The organism is Pantoea sp. NPDC088449 (genome assembly GCF_044753225.1).
Taxonomy (GTDB): Bacteria; Pseudomonadota; Gammaproteobacteria; order Enterobacterales; family Enterobacteriaceae; genus Pantoea; species Pantoea floridensis.
Genome location: NZ_JBIVMT010000004.1, coordinates 532,711 through 552,795 on the forward strand (window position 1 = coordinate 532,711; position 20,085 = coordinate 552,795).

The window sequence follows — 20,085 nt, forward strand, 5'->3', positions numbered from 1 at the left end:
ATCGAATGTCCAAAATCGTAAAAGTCATCGGTCGCGAAATCATCGACTCCCGTGGCAACCCAACTGTTGAAGCAGAAGTGCATCTGGAAGGCGGTTTCGTTGGTCTGGCTGCTGCGCCATCAGGTGCATCTACCGGTTCTCGCGAAGCACTGGAGCTGCGTGACGGTGACAAATCTCGTTTCCTGGGCAAAGGCGTAACCAAAGCTGTTGCTGCGGTTAATGGTCCGATTGCTGAAGCGGTAAAAGGCAAAGACGCGAAAGACCAGGCGAACATCGATAAGATCATGATCGAGCTGGACGGTACTGAGAACAAATCTAACTTCGGTGCAAACGCCATTCTGGCGGTTTCACTGGCTGCTGCTAAAGCTGCTGCTGCCTCTAAAGGCCTGCCGCTGTATGCACACATCGCTGACCTGAACGGCACTCCGGGCAAATTCTCTATGCCGCTGCCAATGATGAACATCATCAACGGTGGTGAGCATGCGGATAACAACGTCGACATTCAGGAGTTCATGATTCAGCCGGTTGGCGCGAAAACCCTGAAAGAAGCCGTGCGTATGGGTTCTGAAGTGTTCCATCACCTGGCGAAAGTGCTGAAGTCTAAAGGCATGAACACCGCAGTCGGTGACGAAGGTGGCTATGCACCAAACCTGGGTTCTAACGCCGAAGCACTGGCTGTTATCGCTGAAGCGGTAAAAGCAGCGGGCTATGAGCTGGGCAAAGACATCACTCTGGCGATGGACTGCGCAGCATCTGAATTCTACAAAGACGGCAAATATGTGCTGGCTGGCGAAGGCAACAAAGCCTTCACTTCAGAAGAGTTCACGCACTTCCTGGAAGACCTGACCAAACAGTACCCAATCGTTTCTATCGAAGATGGTCTGGACGAATCTGACTGGGCTGGTTTCGCATACCAGACCAAAGTGCTGGGCGACAAAATCCAGCTGGTGGGTGACGATCTGTTCGTAACCAACACCAAGATCCTGAAAGAAGGTATCGATAAAGGTATCGCTAACTCCATCCTGATCAAATTCAACCAGATCGGTTCACTGACCGAAACCCTGGCTGCAATCAAGATGGCGAAAGATGCTGGCTACACCGCGGTGATTTCACACCGTTCAGGTGAAACCGAAGATGCCACCATCGCTGACCTGGCGGTAGGTACTGCGGCTGGCCAGATCAAAACCGGTTCTATGAGCCGTTCTGACCGCGTTGCTAAGTACAACCAGCTGATTCGTATCGAAGAAGCGCTGGGCGAAAAAGCACCGTTTAACGGTCTGAAAGAAGTTAAAGGCCAGGCATAATCGCCTGAGTATGCTGCCTGCGGGCAGCATCGTCCGAATGAAGCCCCGCCTTGTGCGGGGCTTTTGCTTTTATTTGGCACGAAGCAGCTGTTACTCGGCGCGCAAGATCTGCCATAATCTGCGCCTCAAATTTTAGATGTGAGTGAAAAATGTTCTACCCGATTAACGAAATGTTCCAGACGCTGCAGGGCGAAGGTTTTTACACCGGTGTTCCGGCGCTGTTCATCCGCTTACAAGGATGTCCGGTGGGCTGTAGCTGGTGTGATACCAAACATACCTGGGAAAAGCGGGCGGATCGGGAGACCTCGCTGGGTGATATTTTGGTGAAGACCGTGGAGAGCGATGCGTGGGGCAGCGCCGATGCCGCGATGCTTCTCGACACTATCCAGCGTCAAGGCTGGACCGCACGTCATGTGGTTATTACCGGCGGGGAACCGGCGATTTTCGACCTGCGTCCATTGACGGAAGCGTTAGAAGTGGCGGGATTTGCGTGCCAGATCGAAACCAGCGGCACGCATGAAGTGCAGTGTTCAGAGGCGACCTGGGTGACGGTTTCACCAAAGGTGAATATGCGCGGTGGTTACGATGTGCTGCCGCAGGCGCTACAACGTGCGGATGAAATTAAACATCCGGTAGCGCGTGAGCGTGACGTCGAAGCGCTGGATGCGTTGCTGGCAGGATTGCACGACGATAAAAAGCGCATTGTGGCGCTACAGCCGATCAGTCGCGGTGATGCTGCCACCAAACTGTGTATTGAAACCTGTATCGCCCGTAACTGGCGGCTTTCAATGCAGACGCACAAATATCTGAATATTGCCTGAGTCGGCACGGTGCGCATGAATGCGCACCCTACGAAAACCCAGCTCTGTAAACGTAGGGTCGCCATTCATGGCGACCTCACTCAACGGTTACTGCTTCACTGACCTCAACCGCGATACACGCAACCTGCGGTACAGGTCTCTTTAATCATCACCGCACTCAACTCGGGCAGAAGCGGCTTCATTTGATCCCAAATCCACTTGGCCAGCACTTCGCTGGTAGGATTCTCCAGCCCCGGAATGTCATTCAGGTAGTGATGATCGAGACGTTCATATAGAGGCTTAAATGCCGCCTTGAGTTCGGCAAAATCCATTACCCAACCGGTATGCGCATCCACTTCGCCGGTAATTTCTAATCGCACCAGGAACGAATGGCCGTGCAAGCGTCCACACTTGTGGCCTTCCGGCACATGTGGCAGACGATGTGCAGATTCAAACTGGAACTCTTTAAATAAGGTGGTAGACATAATGGCTCTCAGACTTAAAAACCGCTGAAGTCTACCTGAAATGCAGATTTTTCGCACCCGCTCGCCGTGAAAAGGGCATTTTACGATGGCGCACCGCGAAAAACGCCTAATTAACTCATTGAATCATATCGCCTTCATTTACCACTTTTGCTGGTTAACTTTACCCGAAAAACCACTTAGTCATTTTGGTTATTTAATATGTCGAAGGCGTATTTAATCGTTAATATACAGCCCGGTAACCTACGCACTCTTCCGCAACATATTGATCCGGACTTCTGACACTGGAATTTTTAACGCAATGACGACTCAGGCACCAGGTTCACTGCTTCCGCTTTCACCGGAGCAACTCGCGCGCTTACAGGCGGCGACCACGGATTTCAACACCACGCAGATGGCCTGGCTCTCTGGCTATTTCTGGGGCATGGTCAACCAGACGCCGGGTGCGGCTGCCCCCGCGCCGATTCAGTCAGAAGCACCGACCATCACGCTGATCTCCGCCTCGCAGACCGGTAACGCGCGTCGCCTCGCTGAGCAGCTACGCGATGACCTATTGGCCGCGAAGCTGAGCGTTAACCTGGTGAATGCCGGCGATTATAAATTCAAGCAAATTGGCCAGGAAAAGCTGCTGGTGGTCGTGACGTCCACGCAGGGCGAAGGCGAGCCGCCGGAAGAGGCCGTCGCGCTGCATAAGTTCCTGCTATCGAAGAAAGCGCCGAAGTTCGCAGGCACTGCCTTTGCCGTCTTCGGCCTTGGCGATACCTCTTATGAATTTTTCAGCAAAGCCGGAAAAGATTTTGATGAACGTCTGGCTGAGCTGGGCGCAGAGCGCCTGCTGGATCGCGTGGATGCCGACGTTGAATACAAAGAGCAGGCCAGTGCCTGGCGTCAGCAGATTACTGAGATTCTCAAAGCCCGCGTGCCAAGTGAGTCGCCAGCGCAGGCGGCCGTCACCGCGGCGGGCGCCGTCAATGAAGTCGACAGCAGCCCCTATACTAAAGAAGCGCCATTAACCGCCAGCTTTGCCGCTAACCAGAAAATTACGGGCCGTGATTCAGATAAAGATGTGCGTCACATCGAAATCGACCTTGGCGATTCGGGCCTGCGCTATCAGCCGGGCGATGCGCTGGGGGTGTGGTTTGAAAACGATGTCGAGCTGGTGCAGGAACTGCTGCAGCTGGTGTGGCTGAAAGGTGACGAGCCGGTTGAGGTGCAGGGCACAACGCTGCCGCTGGCTGAAGCGCTGCAAAAACATTTCGAATTGACGGTGAATACGCCGCAAATTGTCGAGCAGTATGCTGCCTTGTCACGCAACGATGCGCTGCTGGCGCTGGCCGGCGACAAGCCGAAGTTGCAGAGCTATGCGCAGAGTTTCCCGATTGTCGATATGGTGCGTCAGGCACCTACTGAATTGAATGCAGAACAACTTACCGGTCTGCTGCGTCCGCTGACGCCGCGCCTTTACTCCATCGCCTCTTCGCAAGCGGAAACCGAAAGCGAAGTGCATATCACCGTGGGTGCGGTGCGCTTTGAGATCGATGGTCGCCAGCGCGGCGGCGGGGCATCCACCTGGCTGGCCGATCGCATTGAAGAAGAGGGCGAAATCCGCGTCTTCATCGAACATAACGACAATTTCCGCCTGCCGACAAATCCGGAAACCCCGGTGATAATGATTGGCCCGGGCACCGGCATCGCGCCGTTCCGCGCCTTTATGCAGCAGCGTGATAACGATGGCGCAGGCGGCAAAAACTGGCTGTTCTTTGGCAACCCGCACTTCACCGATGATTTCCTCTATCAGGTGGAGTGGCAGAAGTACGTCAAAGATGGCTTGCTGACAAATATCGATCTGGCATGGTCGCGCGATCAGGCCGAGAAAGTTTACGTACAAGATAAAATCCGTGCGAAAGGCGCGGAAGTGTGGCGCTGGATTGAAGAGGGCGCGCACCTTTACGTCTGCGGCGATGCTAATCGTATGGCGAAAGACGTTGAGCAAGCATTACTGGATGTGGTGGTCGAACACGGCGGCATGGATCGTGAAACGGCTGACGAATTTTTGAGTGAGCTGCGCATTGAGCGCCGTTATCAGCGAGACGTTTACTAATGAGCGAAAAACATCCTGGACCGCTGGTCGTTGAAGGCAAGCTGGTCGACGCTGAGCGTCTAAAAAAACAGAGCAACTATCTGCGCGGTACCATCCTCGACGATCTCGACGATGGCCTGACCGGCGGTTTCACTGGCGATAACTTCCTGCTAATCCGTTTCCACGGCATGTACCAGCAGGATGACCGCGACATCCGTGCCGAGCGCGCCGCGCAGAAGCTTGAGCCGCGTCACGCCATGATGCTGCGCTGCCGTCTGCCGGGCGGCATCATCACGCCAACGCAGTGGCTGGCGATTGATAAGTTCGCCACCGATAAAACCATTTACGGCAGCATTCGTTTAACCAACCGCCAAACCTTCCAGTTTCACGGCATTCTGAAGAAGAACGTGAAGCCGACGCACCAGATGCTGCACGAGGTCGGACTGGATGCGCTGGCAACGGCGAACGATGTAAACCGTAACGTGCTGTGCACTTCAAATCCGGTTGAGTCAGAACTGCATCAGGAAGCGTACGAGTGGGCGAAGAAGCTCTCTGAACATCTGCTGCCGCAAACCCGTGCTTATGCTGAGATCTGGTGGGATAAAGAGAAAGTCGCCACCACCGATCAAGAACCGATTCTGGGTGAAACCTATCTGCCGCGAAAATTCAAAACCACGGTAGTGGTGCCGCCGCATAACGATGTCGATCTGCATGCCAATGACATGAACTTCATCGCTATCGCCGAGCAGGGCAAGCTGATTGGTTTTAACCTGCTGGTCGGCGGTGGTTTGTCGATCGATCACGGTAACAAAGCCACCTATGCGCGCACCGCCAGTGAATTCGGTTTCCTGCCGCTGGAAAAGGTGCTTGATGTAGCGGCCGCAGTTGTCACCACCCAGCGTGATTGGGGGAATCGTACCGATCGTAAAAATGCCAAAACCAAATACACGCTAGAACGTGTCGGCGTCGAAACGTTTAAAGCTGAAGTGGAAAAACGTGCCGGTATTACCTTTGAGCCAATCCGCCCTTATACGTTCACCACGCGCGGCGACCGCATCGGCTGGGTGAAAGGCATTGATAAAAAATGGCACCTGACGCTGTTCATCGAGAACGGGCGTCTGCTGGATTATCCGGGCCGCCCGCTGAAACGCGGTATCGCCGAAATCGCCAAAGTTCATCAGGGTGATTTCCGTCTGACTGCTAATCAGAACCTGATTGTGGCTGGCGTACCCGAGAAGCAAAAAGCGCAGATTGAAGCCATCGCCCATGAACACGGTTTGATGGAAGCCGTGACGGCGCAACGTGAAAACTCGATGGCGTGCGTGGCGTTCCCGACCTGTCCGCTGGCCATGGCCGAGGCCGAGCGCTTCCTGCCGTCGTTCGTCACCAAGGTGGAAGAGATCATGCATAAGCATGGCGTGGGTGAAGAGCACATAGTGCTACGCGTTACCGGTTGCCCGAACGGTTGCGGACGTGCTTTGCTGGCTGAGTTGGGTCTGGTGGGTAAAGCGCCGGGTCGATACAACTTACATATTGGCGGCAACCGCGTGGGTACGCGTATTCCGCGCATGTATCGCGAGAATATCAACGAAGGCGAAATCCTCGCCAGTATCGATGAACTGGTGGCGCGCTGGGCAACCGAGCGTCAGGCCGATGAAGGTTTCGGTGACTTCGTGATTCGTGCAGGCATCATTAAAGCCGTGGTTGATCCCGCCCGTGATTTTTGGGACTCGGAGGCAGTATGACGGTACTCGATCTCGCAGCACTGAATGGTTCATCAAAAGTGGATCGCATTATGGCGTTGGCAGAGAGCAACGTGCAGCTGGAGAAGCGCTCGGCCGAAGAGCGCGTCAGCTGGGCACTGGAACATCTGCCGGGTGCATTTGTACTGTCATCCAGCTTTGGCATTCAGGCGGCGGTTTTGCTGCATATGGTGACGCAGCAGAAACCGGACATTCCGGTGATTCTCACCGATACCGGCTATCTGTTCCCGGAAACCTATCGCTTTATTGATGAGCTGACGGACAAGCTCAATCTCAACCTGCAGATCTTCCGCGCGGAGACCTCAGCAGCATGGCAGGAAGCGCGTTACGGCAAACTGTGGGAGCAGGGCGTTGAAGGGATTGAGCAGTACAACCAGATTAATAAAGTCGAGCCGATGAACCGCGCGCTGGAAACGCTGGGGGCGCAAACCTGGTTTGCTGGCCTGCGCCGCGATCAGTCGGGCAGTCGCGCCAGTTTGCCAGTGTTGGCGGTGCAGCGCGGCGTGTTCAAAATTCTGCCGATCATTGATTGGGATAACCGCCAGGTGCACCAGTATCTGAAGCAGCACGGACTGAAATACCATCCGCTGTGGGATGAAGGGTATCTGTCAGTCGGCGATACGCACACCACCAGGAAGTGGGAGCCGGGCATGGCAGAAGAAGAGACGCGTTTCTTCGGCCTGAAGCGCGAGTGCGGGTTGCATGAAGGGTGATTAGGTCGTTTTTCCCCTCACCCCAGCCCTCTCCCGCAAGCGGGCGAGGGAGCCAATCGAGCGAAGATTTAATACGCAGCACCACCTAAACAGTTCCTTCTCCCGCTTGCGGGAGAAGGTTAGGATGAGGGAAAAATCGCACCCAACCTAAACCCCCTGCAACCCCGCAAACTCTTCCGCCGCCCGCGTCACATTCACCTTCGTCACCTCATAATGCGCCACCGCGACAAACGGATCTTCCGCCAGGATGGTATCCAACCGGGTGCGATCGATATCCTTAGCCAGGATCACGCCGCCGGTGCGCGGCTCTTTACGTCCCGCCGCGATAAACACGCCATTGGCGAAATAGCGGTCCAGCCACTCGATATGCGGTGCCAGCAACGCTTCGACTTCTTCTACCGGACGAAAATAGTTCAGATATACCACGTACATAGTGAATCCTTAGGTTGTCGGATTGGCGAGTTCGGTCAGCAGCGGCAGCAAAATCTTTACGCTATCGCGCGTGCGTTGGGTAATACGGCCTGGCAGCCAGCGATCGAGATAATTCAGGTTATCGCGATCGGTTTGATGGCGCACGTTGCCTTCCGGAAAATGGCTGGAACGCGCGCGCTGCTGCTGTCCATCTTTGTTGCCCAGCGTCCAGTTGGCGGCGGTGACATCCATTAACGGCATACCGGCTTTATCAAACGGATTCACGCCCGGATAATCACGTGCGGTCATAATATGGCTGGCGGCGGAAATACCATAACGACGTGCGATCTGCACCGCACGCGCGCTGGTTTGCTTGCGCACCGCCGACGGCGTATTGATGCCGCTATTAAAGTAGAGATGATCGCCCACAATCAGGCTATTGAGATCAACCACCAGCAGCGTGTTCTTCTTCTCCTGCGCGCTCATGCGCGCCAGGTAATCATCCATGCCGTGCAGGCCCGCCTCACCGGCGCTCAGCGCCACAAAGCGCACGCCATAGTGTAGCGGGGTTTTGCTCAGCGCCTGCGCCAGCTCCAGCATCACGCCAAGGCCAGACGCATTGTCATCCACGCCCTGCAAACGCAGGCCGCCGAGATTGTTATCGGCCTCATGGCGGCTGAGCGGTGTCCAGGTATCCAGGTGGGTAACGATCAGGATCTCCTGCGGCACCTCCCCGGCACGTGCGGCAATCACCGACGTGGCGGTGACTTTATGGGTGCGGCTCTCACCCTTTTTCTCCACCCATTCATAGCGGGTGTTGAACTGGCGGGTGTTGCTCTGATAACCGAGCTGGTCAAACTGCTGCTGTAAATAATCGGCGGTCAGCAATTCGGCCGGACTGCCGCTCATGCGGCCAGGAAAATAGGTGGCGATATGGCGTAGCTGCTGTTCTGCAAAGTGTCCCGGCGCGAGGGGATTCGCTGCCTGAACAAAGAAAGGCAAACCGCCCGCAATCAGTGCAGCCAGCACGCTGCGGCGGAGAGTGGCAAACATAGTTATTATCCTTTTCTGACATCCCGTCATGCTAAAAAAATTCCGAGATAGTATGAAACTGTGACGACGCTTGCACAATTTGATTTGCTCCGAAACACCAGCAATATCATTTGTTAAGCACAAAATGTTATCAGTAATCCTGGGTCGTTATTCCATTCGGTAACTACTCATTCCAATTCGTAATTTCATCTGCCGGAAGGGCGGGACGTATAGTCGCGTTAACTTATTGTAAAACTAGCAAGGTTAACGTGGATTATCTGCCTCTCTTTGCCGATCTCAAAAGCCGTCCGGTGCTGGTTGTCGGCGGTGGCGACATTGCTGCGCGCAAAATTGAGCTGCTGCGGCGCGCCGGCGCGCGCGTGCTGGTCGCGGCGCGCGATCTCGGCCATGAACTGCAGGCGTTGCTGGAGATTAAGGCGATTGAATGGATCGCCCACAGCTTCGATCCGGCCCAGCTGGACGGCGTGTTCCTCGTGATTGCCGCTACCGATGACAACGCGCTCAATGCCCAGGTATTTGAAGCCGCCAACGCGCGCCACAAGCTGGTGAACGTGGTGGACGATCAGCCGAAATGCAGCTTTATCTTCCCATCGATTGTCGATCGCTCGCCGCTGGTGGTTGCGATCTCCTCCAGCGGCACCGCGCCGGTGCTGGCCCGTCTGCTGCGTGAAAAGATTGAGGCGTTGTTGCCTGCCAACCTTGGGCAGATGGCCGAAGTGGCGGGGCAGTGGCGCGACAAAGTGAAGCAGCGCTATCACCGCATGTCTGAACGTCGTCGTTTTTGGGAGCGCGCCTTCAACGGGCTGTTCGCCAGCCAGATGGCGGCGGGCAACGTGATCGAAGCGCGCCGCACGCTCGATCATGAGCTGGAGAATGACAGCGATAACCAGGGCGAAATTACGCTGGTTGGCGCCGGTCCAGGCGACAGCGGGTTGCTGACGCTGCGGGGCTTACAGGTGATGCAATTAGCCGATGTGGTGCTGTATGACCATCTGGTCAGCGACGAAGTGTTAGAGCTGGTGCGCCGCGATGCCGATCGCATCTGCGTTGGCAAACGCGCCGGTGCGCATTCGGTGCCGCAGGAAGAGACCAATCAGCTGTTGGTGAGCCTGGCGCAGCAGGGTAAACGCGTGGTGCGTCTGAAAGGTGGCGATCCGTTTATTTTTGGTCGCGGTGGCGAAGAGCTGCAGGCCGCGCAGGCCGCCGGGATTCCCTTCCAGGTGGTGCCCGGCATCACCGCGGCAGCGGGCGCAACCGCCTATGCCGGTATCCCGCTCACTCATCGCGACTACGCGCAGAGCGTGTTGTTTATTACCGGCCACTGCCGCGCGGAGGGTGACGGCATTGATTGGCCGTCGCTGGCGCGCGCACGGCAAACCTTAGCGATTTACATGGGCACGGTGAAAGCAGCGGAAATCGCCGCCGGGCTTATCGAACATGGGCGCGCGGCCTCCACGCCGGTGGCGGTGATTGGCCGCGGCACGCGTCAGGATCAGCAGGTGCTGACCGGGACATTAGATCAACTGGAGTCGCTGGCAGCCGCCGCGCCCACGCCCGCACTGTTAGTGATTGGCGAAGTAGTGAATTTGCACGGGCAATTGGCCTGGTTCCAACATTCGGCACAGCAGGGGACTCGCGAGTCCGCCGTTGTCAATTTGGCTTGAGGAAAAATTATGGACCAAAATCGTCTTACTCATCTGCGCCAGCTGGAGGCAGAGAGTATCCATATCATCCGCGAGGTGGCGGCCGAGTTCAGTAATCCGGTGATGATGTACTCCATCGGCAAAGACTCCTCGGTAATGCTGCATCTGGCACGCAAAGCCTTCTATCCAGGCACGCTGCCATTTCCGCTGCTGCATGTTGATACCGGCTGGAAATTCCGTGAAATGTACGAGTTCCGCGATCGCACCGTAAAAGCGATGGGTGCGGAGCTGCTGGTGCACCGCAACCCGGAAGGCGTGGCGATGGGCATAAATCCCTTCGTACACGGCAGTGCCAAGCATACCGACATCATGAAAACCGAAGGCCTGAAGCAGGCGCTGAATAAATATGGCTTCGATGCGGCCTTTGGCGGCGCACGTCGTGACGAAGAGAAGTCGCGCGCTAAAGAGCGTATCTACTCGTTCCGCGATCGCTTCCACCGCTGGGACCCGAAAAACCAGCGCCCGGAGCTGTGGCACAACTACAACGGCCAGATTAACAAAGGCGAAAGTATTCGCGTGTTCCCGCTCTCCAACTGGACCGAGCTGGATATCTGGCAGTACATCTTCCTGGAAAATATCGAAATCGTGCCGCTGTACCTTGCTGCGCCGCGCCCGGTGCTGGAACGTGACGGTATGCTGATGATGATCGATGACGACCGTATCGATCTGCAGCCCGGCGAAGTGATCAAACAGCGTATGGTGCGTTTCCGTACCCTCGGCTGCTGGCCGTTAACCGGCGCGGTGGAATCCGAAGCGCAGACGCTGCCGGAAATTATTGAAGAGATGCTGGTCTCCACCACCAGTGAACGCCAGGGGCGCGTGATTGACCGCGACCAGGCCGGTTCGATGGAAATGAAAAAACGTCAGGGTTATTTCTAAGGAGACGCAGATGAATACCGTTATTGCACAACAGATTGCCGATCAGGGCGGCGTAGAAGCCTGGCTGACCGCGCAACAACACAAAAGCCTGCTGCGTTTCCTCACCTGTGGTAGCGTCGACGACGGCAAAAGTACGCTGATTGGTCGCCTGCTGCACGACACGCGTCAAATTTATGAAGATCAGCTTTCCTCGCTGCACAACGACAGCAAACGTCACGGTACCCAAGGCGAGAAGCTTGACCTCGCCTTGTTGGTCGATGGTTTGCAGGCCGAGCGCGAGCAGGGCATCACTATTGATGTGGCATACCGCTACTTCTCCACCGAGAAGCGCAAATTTATCATTGCCGACACGCCGGGACACGAACAGTACACGCGCAATATGGCGACGGGCGCCTCGACCTGCGATTTAGCGATCCTGCTGATCGATGCGCGTAAAGGCGTGCTGGATCAGACGCGCCGTCACAGTTTTATCTCCACGCTGCTGGGCATCAAACATCTGGTGGTCGCCATCAACAAGATGGATCTGGTGGAGTATAAGCAAGAGACCTTCGAACAAATCAAACAGGATTACCTCGATTTCGCCGCGCAGCTGCCGGACGATCTCGATATTCGCTTTGTGCCGATGTCGGCGCTGGAAGGCGACAACGTGGCGACGCCGAGCGTGACCATGCCGTGGTACAGCGGCCCAACGCTGCTCGACGTACTGGAAACCGTGGAACTGAACCGCGTGGTGGATCATCAGCCAATGCGTTTCCCGGTGCAGTATGTCAATCGTCCGAACCTCGATTTCCGCGGTTATGCCGGTACGCTGGCATCTGGCGTGGTGAAAGTGGGCCAGCGCGTGAAAGTGCTGCCATCAGGCGTGGACTCCACCATTTCGCGTATCGTGACCTTCGATGGCGACTTGCCTGAAGCGGGTGCCGGTGAAGCCATTACGCTGGTGCTAAAAGATGAGATCGACATCAGCCGTGGCGATCTGCTGGTTGATGCCGCTGCCGATCTGCAAGCGGTGCAATCCGCCACGGTGGACGTGGTGTGGATGGCTGAGCAGCCGCTGCAGCCGGGTCAAAGCTATGAAGTGAAGATCGCCGGGAAGAAAACCCGTGCGCGCGTGGAGAAAGTGATTCATCAGGTGGAGATTAATTCGCTAGAGAAACGCACGGTTGATAGCCTGCCGCTCAACGGCATCGGCCTGGTGGAACTCACCTTTGACGAACCGATGGTGCTGGATGCCTATCGTCAGAATCCGGTCACCGGCGGCATGATCTTTATCGATCGCCTGAGCAACGTCACGGTCGGCGCGGGGATGATCAATCAGCCGCTTAGCGATGTGCGTACGCAAGCAGGTCAGTTCAGCGATTTCGAGCTGGAGCTGAACGCGCTGGTGCGTCGTCACTTCCCGCACTGGAACGCGCGTGACCTGCTGGGTGGTAAGTAATGGCGCAGCACGATGAAAACGTGGTGTGGCACGATCATCCGGTAACGCGTGAGGAGCGTGAACAGCAGCATGGCCATCAAGGCGTGGTGCTGTGGTTCACCGGACTTTCCGGCTCGGGCAAATCCACCGTGGCCGGCGCGCTGGAGCAGGCGCTGCATCGCGCCGGGGTGAACACTTACCTGCTGGATGGCGACAACGTGCGTCACGGCCTGTGCCGTGACCTTGGTTTTAGCGATGACGATCGTAAAGAGAACATCCGCCGCGTGGGCGAAGTGGCGAAATTAATGGTCGATGCCGGTTTAGTGGTGTTGACCGCCTTTATCTCGCCGCATCGTGCCGAGCGCCAGATGGTGCGCGATCTGCTGGGCGAAGGGCAGTTCGTTGAGGTGTTTGTCGATACGCCGTTAGCAGTATGCGAAGCGCGCGATCCCAAAGGTCTCTACAAAAAAGCCCGTGCCGGCGAGCTGCGTAATTTCACCGGCATTGATAGCGTATATGAAGCGCCAGATGCCCCTGAAATCCATCTTGATGGCGAACAATTGGTTACAAAACTGACCGGCCAATTGTTAGACCTGCTGCGTCACCGCGATATCATCAAATCCTGAATCGACAGCGGCGAATCCTCTTGGGTTTGCCGCGCTTAGCGTCAACAGGATCTCTATGCAGAACGTAACGCCCATGCTAGCCCGTAAAGATGAACGCACCCCAGATGAGCCTCGCTCATCGCTGCCGGGCGGCGTGATTGGCTTTCTCTCGTACTGGTGCGCGCTAGCGATTCCGTTCTTGCTCTACGGCTCCAACACGCTGTTCTTCTTCCTCTACACCTGGCCCTTCTTCCTCGCGCTATTACCGGTTTCGGTGCTGATTGGCATCGTGCTGAGCCTGACTTTCCGCACCCACTTATTCTGGAGCGGTATCGCCACGGCGATGGTGGTGGTGTGCCTGTTCTGGCTGCTGTTCTCATTTCTTTCAGGTTGGTAACCCGCACCTGATGTGCAAACGCATCGGCTGGTTACAAAACTTTACCTGCCGTCTCGCGCCTCTCTCTGTCATTATTTGTCCGGATCATCGCGGGTACGCAGCATTTTCGCCGCCGCAGTGGAGTCCTGCGTCAAGTTATGGGATGATTGGGCCGTTTTTCAGGGGGCGGGGATGGGAAAACTGACGTTACTGCTACTCGTGCTGCTGGGATGGCTCCAATATTCCCTGTGGCTGGGTAAGAACGGTATTCATGACTATACGCGCGTCAACGATGACGTGGCGTCACAACAGGCGAATAACGCCAAACTTAAAGCGCGTAACGATCAGCTGTTTGCCGAAATTGACGATCTCAATGGCGGCTCTGAAGCGATCGAGGAACGCGCACGCAATGAACTGGGCATGATTAAGCCCGGTGAGACTTTCTATCGTCTGGTGCCAGACCAGAACAAACGTAACGCGCAACAAGCTGCGCAAAACCAACAACGATAAGCCATGAACCAGCGCCCGATCCTTGCGGATGTGATTGCCGTGGTGCCCGCCGCAGGTGTGGGCAGCCGTATGCAGGCTGCCTGCCCAAAACAGTATCTGACCATTGGTCAATTCACCCTTCTTGAACACAGCGTCGCACGGCTTCTGGCTCATCCGGCGGTTAAACAGGTCATTGTGCCGGTCAGTAACGACGACGGCTGGTTTGATTCGCTGCCGCTGGCGCAGGATTCGCGAATTGTCAGAGTGACGGGTGGCGACACGCGCGCCGAATCGGTGCTGGCGGGTTTAAACGCCATTCAGCATCACGAATGGGTGCTGGTACACGACGCTGCGCGTCCGTGTTTGCATCCTGACGATTTAGCGCGCCTGCTGGCAATACGTGAATACAGCAAGGTGGGCGGGATTTTAGCCGCGCCGGTACGCGACACCATGAAACGCGGCGAGCCGGGCAAAAACGCCATTGCGCATACCGTGGATCGCGAAGATTTATGGCATGCGTTAACACCCCAATTTTTCCCGCATCAACTGCTCACCGCTTGCCTGACGCGCGCACTCCATGAAGGCGCTACCATTACTGATGAAGCGTCAGCGCTGGAGTATTGCGGTTATCATCCTGAGTTGGTGAGCGGGCGCAGTGACAATATTAAGGTGACGCGGCCAGAAGATCTGGCGCTGGCGGCCTTCTATCTTACCCAGATTCAGTTACAGGAGAGCGCATGATGCGTATCGGTCACGGTTTTGACGTTCACGCTTTTGGCGGCGAAGGTCCGTTAGTGATTGGTGGGGTGCGTATTCCCTTCGAACACGGTTTTATCGCCCATTCCGATGGCGATGTGGCGCTGCATGCGTTGACGGACGCCTTGCTCGGCGCCGTGGCGATGGGCGATATTGGCAAGTTATTCCCCGATACCGATCCGGCGTTTAAGGGCGCGGACAGCCGCGGCCTGCTGCGCGAAGCCTGGCGTCGTATCCAGCAAAAAGGCTACCGCATCGGCAACGTTGATGTGACGATCATTGCGCAGGCCCCCAAAATGCTGCCGCACGTGCCGCAAATGCGCGTCAATATCGCCGAAGATCTCGGTTGTCACATGGATGAAGTTAACGTTAAAGCGACGACCACAGAAAAGCTCGGCTTTACCGGTCGCGGTGAGGGCATTGCCTGTGAGGCGGTTGCGCTGCTGATTAAGGCCGATCGGGCATGAGTGAGCTGCGTTACCTGCACGGCGTCCCCAATGCCAGCGGCGTGATTAAAGCCAATCCCGAAGATTTTGTCGTGATTGAAGATCTTGGCTATCCGTTCGATGGCGAAGGGGAGCAGGTTTTAGTTCGCATTCGTAAAATTGGCTGCAACACCCGCTTTGTTGCCGAAGCTATCGCTAAATTCCTTAAGGTGCCGGTACGCGATCTCAGCTTTGCCGGCATGAAAGATCGTCATGCCGTCACCGAGCAGACGCTGTGCTTCCGCGTGCCAGGCAATGCGATGCCCAATCTGGCCGGTTTTCAGCTGGAGGGCGTCGAAATTCTGCAGGTGATCCGTCACAAACGCAAACTGCGCACCGGCGCGCTGGCAGGCAACGCCTTTCGGTTAATCGTGCGCCAGATTTCCGATCGCAGCGACGTTGAAACGCGCCTGCAGCAAATCCAACAGCACGGCGTGCCGAACTATTTTGGCGAGCAGCGCTTTGGTCGCGGTGGTAACAACCTGACGCAGGCGAAATTGTGGGCTGAGGGTAAATTCCGCCCGCGCGATCGCAGTATGAAAGGCATTTTACTCTCCGCTACGCGCAGCCAGCTGTTCAACCAGCTCACCAGCGCGCGACTGGTAAGCGAAGGTTCCCTCGATCGCGTACAGGTAGGCGATGCACTGCAGCTGGCCGGTCGCGGCAGTTGGTTTGTCGCGCAAGCTGAAGAGCTGCCGTCGCTGCAACAGCGCGTTGCGAACCATGAGCTGCGTATCACCGCGCCACTGGCCGGACGCGGGGAATTAGGGACCCAGGGTGAGGTGCTGGCGTTCGAACAGGAACAGCTGGCGACCGCATCCGATCTGCTGGCTTTGCTGGATCGCGAACGCGTTGATGCGGCACGTCGCGCCATGCTCGTGGTACCAAAAGATCTGCGCTGGAGCTGGTGGGATGATGTCACGCTGGAGATGCAGTTTTGGCTACCCGCCGGAAGCTTTGCTACCAGCGTCGTACGTGAGCTGCTGAGCAACGGTGCGGCAGCGCCGATTGGCGATGAATAGGCTCATTCGGCAATCATGAGCAAAAATCTCACTATTAAGGATATTGCGCTGCTCGCCGGTGTTTCCATTACTACCGTCTCGCGCGTGCTCAATAAGCATGCGTGGGTTTCAGAAAAGACGCGCGCGCGCGTCGATAAAGTGATTGCTGAGCATCAGTTCAGTCCTAACCTGATGGCGCGCGGCATGATTTCGCGCCAGAGTTACACTCTGGCTGTCATCGTTTCCGATATCACCAACCCCTACTTCGTTACGCTGGTGGCGCAGATTCAGCAAGCCTGCCTGGCCATCGGCTATAAAATTACGCTTTACGATACGCAGTCCGCCAACCGCAGTCAGGACGCTTCAGGCGACGAAAGCGCTATTTTTCAATCAATTATTGATAGCCAAATTGATGGCGTGATCGTGTTGGGTGGTCATAGCGACTATGCGCCTATTCCTCCAAGCTATCTGGCGATGCTGGACACGCTGATGAGCAAAATGGCGGTGGTAGTGGTGGGGCAACCTCATCCGGATAATCTCTGGCCGTGCGTGATGCGCGACCACCAACACTGTGTCGAGCTGGCGGTTAATCATTTGCTGTCGCGTGGTCTGCGTGATATCGCCTTTATCGGCGGGTCGCGCAAAGTATGGGTTACGCGCGAGCGCGTCAGCCATTTTCGTCGCGCTCTTGAACAGGGGGGCGTTACGCCGTGCGAGGCGTGGATTTGCCTGAATAACTTCTATCCGCAGCACGGTTATCAAGCAGTTGAAACGCTATGGGATTTGCCTCAGCCGCCGCAGGCGCTGGTGGCTATCAACGATCGTGTGGCGATGGGGGCCATTCGCGCCCTCAACGATCGCGCCATTCAGGTGCCTCAACAGGTTGCCGTGATCAGCTGCGAGCGCTTTCCCGGTAGCGAATTCTTCATTCCCCGCATCACCAGCGTCGATCATCAAAATCCGCTTCTTGGGCAGAACATCATCACTATGATGATGGCCCAACTCGACGGGATCTTAGCCGATGAGGCGCGTCGAACTGCACCGCCGCTACCTGCGCTGATCGCCGGCGAATCCGCCTGATTCTTTACGCGCTCCTTTAATTCCCAGCGATCCGCGCTTTGTTAGCGCGATCGCATTTTGTCGATCATCTCGTTGACTTAATCTGCGCCATTAAATAAGTTTGCCTGCAACCTGAAAACGTTTTCAGGTTTTTTCAGGAAATCGGTTTAAGGAGCGGCAATGAAACCCACCATGATGACTTACATCCACCAGCAGCCTGAGGTGCTGAGCAACCTGCTAGCGAACTATCCAGAAGGTTTGCCCGCGCTTGGCGCTGCAAAATCGGTGCTGGTGCTTGCCACAGGCTCCAGCATTAACGCCGCGCTAAGCGCAAAATATTATGTTGAACGGCTAACGGGCGTGCGCATCAGCGTGCAGGAGCCGTTTCATTTCCAGCATTACGAGCAGTGGGATCCCACCACCGATCTGGTTTTCGCGATTTCACAAAGCGGTGAAAGCACTTCAACGTTGGCCGCCATTGAGGCGCTCAAGCAGCAGCACGGCGTGGCAACCTGGGGAATGACCAGCAAGATGGCGAGTCCTCTCGCTCAGACGGTGGATCACGCCGTGGAGATCCGCAGCGGCGAAGAGCGCGTTGGCTACGTTACGAAAGGCTATTTAGCCACCATCATGACGCTGATGCTCATCGGCCTGCATAGCGCTCGCCAGAGCGGCCGTTTGAGTGCTGAACAAGAGCAACAAGAACTCGCGATGCTGCAGCGCGGTGCGGCAGCCCTTCCAGACATTATTGCGCGTACCGAAACCTTCTGGCAGCGCTGGCAGGCGGATCTTACCGCCGCGCCACGTTTTATCTCGATTGGCTTTGGTCCAGCATTGGGTGTGATTAAGGAGATGGAGACCAAGTTCAGTGAAACGGTACGCGTGCCTTCGCAGGGAATTGAGCTAGAGGCGTTTATGCACGGCCCCTATTTTGAGATTAACCCGCAGCACCGCCTGTTCTTTATTGATGTTGATGCGCCTGTTCGCGAACGTCTGCGCCTGCTACGTGACTATGAACAGCGCGTGACGCCTCATGTCTGGAGCCTGTGCCTGGGCGAAAGCAATGACGAACGCACGCTGGCGCTGGGTGTAGAAGTGAGCGAATGGATCGCGCCGCTGCTGCTGGTGGTGCCCTTCCAAATCCTGGCGCACCACATTGCGGAAGCGAAGGGCAACAATCTGCCGCAGCGTATTTTCACCGACTTTGGTGTGTCGATGAAGAGCAAAACCAAACCGGGCGATTACGACTAACATCGGGCGCGATGTAATAAGGATAACAACGATGAAACTCGATTACGTGAAGCTGGCGCAAGCCATCAAAGAGCAGATCGGCGGCGACGATAATATCAGCCATATCTCGCACTGCGCGACTCGCTTACGCCTGGCTATTCACGATATAGCCAAGGTCGATATTCCCGCAATTAGCGGTTTGCCGGGGGTGATTCGCGTCGTGAATGCACCAGGACAACTGCAGGTAGTCGTAGGCCCGCAGGTAGAGCAGCTGTATCAGGCCATGCAGCACGGTGCTGCACCGGTAGTGGAGCCCGCTAAACCGGGTACTGACGAACGCGGCCTTGCTGGAAAAATGCTGGCGACGCTTGGCGCTATTTTCACCCCCTATATCGGCGTGCTGGCTGGAATTGGCGTCATCAAAGGGGTTATGGTGCTGCTGCAAACGCAGGGTCTGGTTTCCAGTGATGACCTGCTTTTTGCCATGTTCAATGCCCTGGCCAGCGGCGTATTTGTCTTCTTGCCGCTGTTTATCGCCGTGACTGCCGCCGATCGTTTCGGGGCCAGCCGCTTCACCGCGCTGGCGCTAACCGCAGCAATGGTATTTCCTCTTACGCAGCCCGATCTGCCGCAGCACTTCGCCCTGTTTGGTTTGAGTATCAGCCTGAAAATTTACGGTGGAGCGGTGATCCCCGCGATTCTGGCGGTCCTGCTGCTGAGCAAAGTTGAACGCAAACTGAAGCAGTGGATTCCGGACGTCGCGGCGCTGGTTTTTGTGCCGTGTCTCGCGCTGATTATCTGTGGCTTTGTGGTATTTACCATCATCGGCCCGCTGGCCGATTACGTGGGGATCGGTATCGCCAATGGTTACAGCTGGCTATATCAGCTCAGTCCTATGATCTCCGGCGCTCTACTGGCGGGTATTGGCCAGCTGTTCGTGGTATTCGGTGTGCATTGGGGCATCATCCCCCTCGCGCTGATTAATATTCAGGTGCAGGGCTATGACACCATCATGGCGATGTTCATGTCGGCGGTGATGGGGCAGTTTGGCGCGGTGAGCGGCGCGATCTTTATTGCCCGTAATCTTCGTGACCGCCAGATTGCCATCTCGGCTTCGCTCTCCGCTTTCTTCGGCATTACTGAACCCGCGCTGTACGGCGTAAACCTCAAATTCCGCATGTTGTTTATCTTCGGCTGCATCGGTGCGGCGTTGGGCGGCGGCATTACCGGACTGCTACAGGTAAAAACCTACAGCTTCCTGCCAGTACTAAACGTGTTTGAACTCGGTCTGTTTGAAGGACCCGAGTCGAAAATGATTTATGAAGTGGCGGCAATTGCCGTGGCCTTCCTGGTCCCCTTCATTCTAACGCTGATTTATGGTCGCTGGACGCGGCCGAGTGTGACGACGCCCCGCGCCTGACGCGCAACATTTTTAAATACTGACCAACAGGGAATAGGTATGCGGCCGCTATCGCAGGG

General features: G+C 56.2%; 20 protein-coding genes. 17 read left to right on the forward strand and 3 right to left on the reverse strand.

The features are described from left to right. Positions 1 to 5: 5 nt before the first annotated feature. Together eno and queE are read left to right on the forward strand one after the other, a co-directional pair. Positions 6 to 1,304, forward strand: coding sequence for a phosphopyruvate hydratase (eno, locus tag ACIP6T_RS19690; RefSeq protein WP_097096241.1), 1,299 nt, complete (start codon positions 6 to 8; stop codon positions 1,302 to 1,304). A gap of 149 nt (positions 1,305 to 1,453) precedes the next feature. Continuing rightward, complete coding sequence (queE, locus tag ACIP6T_RS19695) at positions 1,454 to 2,125, forward strand: 7-carboxy-7-deazaguanine synthase QueE (protein WP_097096243.1); 672 nt, start codon at positions 1,454 to 1,456, stop codon at positions 2,123 to 2,125. Between the two features lie 104 nt (positions 2,126 to 2,229). Here queE and queD read toward each other — a convergent pair whose 3' ends face one another. Then, positions 2,230 to 2,589, reverse strand: a complete 360-nt coding sequence (gene queD / locus ACIP6T_RS19700) for a 6-carboxytetrahydropterin synthase QueD (RefSeq protein WP_097096245.1) — start codon at positions 2,587 to 2,589, stop codon at positions 2,230 to 2,232. 298 nt (positions 2,590 to 2,887) lie between these two features. Between queD and cysJ the strand changes: the two genes are divergently transcribed. Genes cysJ through ACIP6T_RS19715 form a run of 3 tightly spaced genes read left to right on the forward strand, consistent with a single transcriptional unit; the run spans position 2,888 to position 7,142 of the window. Continuing rightward, positions 2,888 to 4,687 carry an NADPH-dependent assimilatory sulfite reductase flavoprotein subunit gene (gene cysJ, locus ACIP6T_RS19705; protein ID WP_400458508.1) on the forward strand — a complete coding sequence of 600 codons (1,800 nt, stop codon included), beginning with the start codon at positions 2,888 to 2,890 and terminating at the stop codon, positions 4,685 to 4,687. Further along, positions 4,687 to 6,411, forward strand: coding sequence for an assimilatory sulfite reductase (NADPH) hemoprotein subunit (gene cysI, locus ACIP6T_RS19710; RefSeq protein ID WP_400458510.1), 1,725 nt, complete (start codon positions 4,687 to 4,689; stop codon positions 6,409 to 6,411). The genes cysJ and cysI overlap by 1 nt, the downstream gene beginning before the upstream one ends. Then, the gene (locus ACIP6T_RS19715) at positions 6,408 to 7,142 is read left to right on the forward strand and encodes a phosphoadenylyl-sulfate reductase (RefSeq protein WP_345828498.1); all 735 of its coding nucleotides are present in this window, start codon (positions 6,408 to 6,410) and stop codon (positions 7,140 to 7,142) included. The genes cysI and ACIP6T_RS19715 overlap by 4 nt, the downstream gene beginning before the upstream one ends. A gap of 147 nt (positions 7,143 to 7,289) precedes the next feature. On the opposite strand, the gene ACIP6T_RS19720 is transcribed toward ACIP6T_RS19715, so the two are convergent. Together ACIP6T_RS19720 and ACIP6T_RS19725 are read right to left on the reverse strand one after the other, a co-directional pair. Continuing rightward, positions 7,290 to 7,574, reverse strand: coding sequence for a YciI family protein (locus ACIP6T_RS19720; RefSeq protein ID WP_400458512.1), 285 nt, complete (start codon positions 7,572 to 7,574; stop codon positions 7,290 to 7,292). 9 nt (positions 7,575 to 7,583) lie between these two features. Then, complete coding sequence (locus tag ACIP6T_RS19725) at positions 7,584 to 8,606, reverse strand: aminopeptidase (RefSeq protein WP_097096253.1); 1,023 nt, start codon at positions 8,604 to 8,606, stop codon at positions 7,584 to 7,586. 248 nt (positions 8,607 to 8,854) lie between these two features. Between ACIP6T_RS19725 and cysG the strand changes: the two genes are divergently transcribed. The 12 genes from cysG to ACIP6T_RS19785 all read left to right on the forward strand — a co-directional run bounded on the left by cysG (position 8,855) and on the right by ACIP6T_RS19785 (position 20,026). Further along, a complete protein-coding gene (gene cysG, locus ACIP6T_RS19730) occupies positions 8,855 to 10,270 on the forward strand; it encodes a siroheme synthase CysG (protein WP_400458514.1) in 1,416 nt (471 codons plus the stop codon). A 9-nt stretch (positions 10,271 to 10,279) separates the two neighbouring features. Continuing rightward, positions 10,280 to 11,188 (forward strand): sulfate adenylyltransferase subunit CysD, encoded by a 909-nt coding sequence (gene cysD / locus ACIP6T_RS19735; RefSeq protein WP_007893231.1) that lies wholly within the window; start codon positions 10,280 to 10,282, stop codon positions 11,186 to 11,188. 10 nt (positions 11,189 to 11,198) lie between these two features. Further along, on the forward strand, positions 11,199 to 12,626 hold the full coding sequence (gene cysN / locus ACIP6T_RS19740) for a sulfate adenylyltransferase subunit CysN (RefSeq protein WP_400458516.1): 1,428 nt from the start codon (positions 11,199 to 11,201) through the stop codon (positions 12,624 to 12,626). Further along, positions 12,626 to 13,231, forward strand: coding sequence for an adenylyl-sulfate kinase (cysC, locus tag ACIP6T_RS19745; RefSeq protein ID WP_400458518.1), 606 nt, complete (start codon positions 12,626 to 12,628; stop codon positions 13,229 to 13,231). The genes cysN and cysC overlap by 1 nt, the downstream gene beginning before the upstream one ends. A gap of 55 nt (positions 13,232 to 13,286) precedes the next feature. Further along, entirely contained in the window at positions 13,287 to 13,607 is a 321-nt protein-coding gene (locus tag ACIP6T_RS19750) for a DUF3561 family protein (RefSeq protein WP_097096257.1), read from the forward strand. Positions 13,608 to 13,778: 171 nt separating this feature from the next. Then, complete coding sequence (gene ftsB, locus ACIP6T_RS19755) at positions 13,779 to 14,096, forward strand: cell division protein FtsB (protein ID WP_013510229.1); 318 nt, start codon at positions 13,779 to 13,781, stop codon at positions 14,094 to 14,096. A gap of 3 nt (positions 14,097 to 14,099) precedes the next feature. Further along, positions 14,100 to 14,816 (forward strand): 2-C-methyl-D-erythritol 4-phosphate cytidylyltransferase, encoded by a 717-nt coding sequence (gene ispD, locus ACIP6T_RS19760; RefSeq protein WP_345828513.1) that lies wholly within the window; start codon positions 14,100 to 14,102, stop codon positions 14,814 to 14,816. Beyond that, positions 14,816 to 15,298 (forward strand): 2-C-methyl-D-erythritol 2,4-cyclodiphosphate synthase, encoded by a 483-nt coding sequence (gene ispF, locus ACIP6T_RS19765; RefSeq protein ID WP_097096259.1) that lies wholly within the window; start codon positions 14,816 to 14,818, stop codon positions 15,296 to 15,298. Before ispD ends, ispF begins: the two co-directional genes overlap by 1 nt. Then, positions 15,295 to 16,338, forward strand: coding sequence for a tRNA pseudouridine(13) synthase TruD (gene truD, locus ACIP6T_RS19770; protein ID WP_345828515.1), 1,044 nt, complete (start codon positions 15,295 to 15,297; stop codon positions 16,336 to 16,338). Before ispF ends, truD begins: the two co-directional genes overlap by 4 nt. 15 nt (positions 16,339 to 16,353) lie before the next feature. Continuing rightward, positions 16,354 to 17,397 carry a LacI family DNA-binding transcriptional regulator gene (locus tag ACIP6T_RS19775; protein ID WP_061719934.1) on the forward strand — a complete coding sequence of 348 codons (1,044 nt, stop codon included), beginning with the start codon at positions 16,354 to 16,356 and terminating at the stop codon, positions 17,395 to 17,397. A 159-nt stretch (positions 17,398 to 17,556) separates the two neighbouring features. Then, positions 17,557 to 18,627 (forward strand): SIS domain-containing protein, encoded by a 1,071-nt coding sequence (locus tag ACIP6T_RS19780; protein ID WP_061719935.1) that lies wholly within the window; start codon positions 17,557 to 17,559, stop codon positions 18,625 to 18,627. A 31-nt stretch (positions 18,628 to 18,658) separates the two neighbouring features. Further along, on the forward strand, positions 18,659 to 20,026 hold the full coding sequence (locus ACIP6T_RS19785) for a PTS transporter subunit EIIC (RefSeq protein WP_097096263.1): 1,368 nt from the start codon (positions 18,659 to 18,661) through the stop codon (positions 20,024 to 20,026). Positions 20,027 to 20,085 lie beyond the last annotated feature (59 nt).